Annotated in this window: 2 protein-coding genes; both read right to left on the bottom strand. The window is 76.0% G+C overall.

Translation table 11 applies throughout. The features are described 5' to 3' along the window. Nucleotides 1–258: hypothetical protein (locus CCN33_RS28150; RefSeq protein ID WP_140394710.1), on the bottom strand; the 258-nt coding region annotated here is incomplete at its 3' end. 5 nt (nt 259–263) lie between these two features. After that, on the bottom strand, nt 264–1057 hold a 794-nt coding region (locus CCN33_RS28145; protein WP_086696233.1), incomplete at its 5' end, for an SDR family oxidoreductase.

Below are 1057 nucleotides of genomic sequence, written 5' to 3'. Positions count from 1 at the left end.
CGGCGGGTCGGCGGGCTCCACCGTGGTGCACCGCAGCTCTCCCTCCTCGGGGGCGAAGACCGACCGCAGCGCGGGGTGCCGGGCGACCACCCGGGCCGCCGCCGCGGCGAGCGTCCGCCGGTCCGGTGCGCCGTCGATGCGCACGGTGCTCAGCACGCGCCAGGCGGGTGAGCCCGGCGCGATCCGCTCGGCGAACCAGAACTGGCGCTCGGTCGCGGTGGCGGTGCGGCGCTCGGTGTGGGGGCCGGAGGTGTCCATGGGCGTCACCGGGCCGCGTAGCCGGCGTCGACGGTCAGGGTGGTGCCGGTGACGCGACGGGAGCCGTCACCGGCGAGCCAGAGGGCGGCGGCCGCCACGTCGGCCGGGTCCACCAGGGTGTTCATCGGCTGGTCGGCCGTGAACAGTTCCTCGTGCTCGGCCGCCGGTACGTCGAGCGCCCGGGCCACCTCGGAGAGCATCCGGCCGTCCATCGCGGGTTCGTCGCGGATGTTGCCCGGGCACACCGCGTTGACCCGCACCCCGTACGAGGCGTAGTCGAGGGCGCTGGCCTTGGTCAGGCCGACCAGCCCGTGCTTGGCCGCGACGTACCCGGCGAAGTTGCGGTATCCGACCAGGCCCGCGGTGGACGCGATGTTGACGATCGAGCCGGAGCGGCGCTCGACCATGGCCGGGGCGAACACCTTGGTGGCGCGCCAGGCGCCCCCGAGGTCGATGTCCACCATGAGCTGCCAGTCCTCCTCCGGCGTCTCGTGCACCGGCAGCCCGGAAGGGGCCACGACGCCCGCGTTGTTGACGAGCACGTGCGGCGCGCCGAAACGGTCGTGCGTCCGCTCGCGCAGCTCGGTCAGGGCCGCGAGGTCCCGGACGTCGACGGCGGCGGTGAGCACGTCGGCGCCCTGGCGGCGGCAGGCGTCGGCGGTGTGGGCGAGCTGGCTCTCGGAGCCCAGCGGGTAGGGGACGCCGGGAATCGCGGCGGCCACGTCCAACAGGACCAGGTCCGCGCCCTGGGCCGCGAAGGCGAGCGCGCAGGCGCGCCCGGCGCCACGCGCGGCGCCCG

The sequence above is a fragment of the Streptomyces recifensis genome (genome assembly GCF_002154615.1).
Taxonomy (GTDB): Bacteria; Actinomycetota; Actinomycetes; order Streptomycetales; family Streptomycetaceae; genus Streptomyces; species Streptomyces griseoluteus.
Note: the sequence above shows the minus strand (reverse complement) of the source record. Positions and strands in the feature narration are given on the sequence as shown.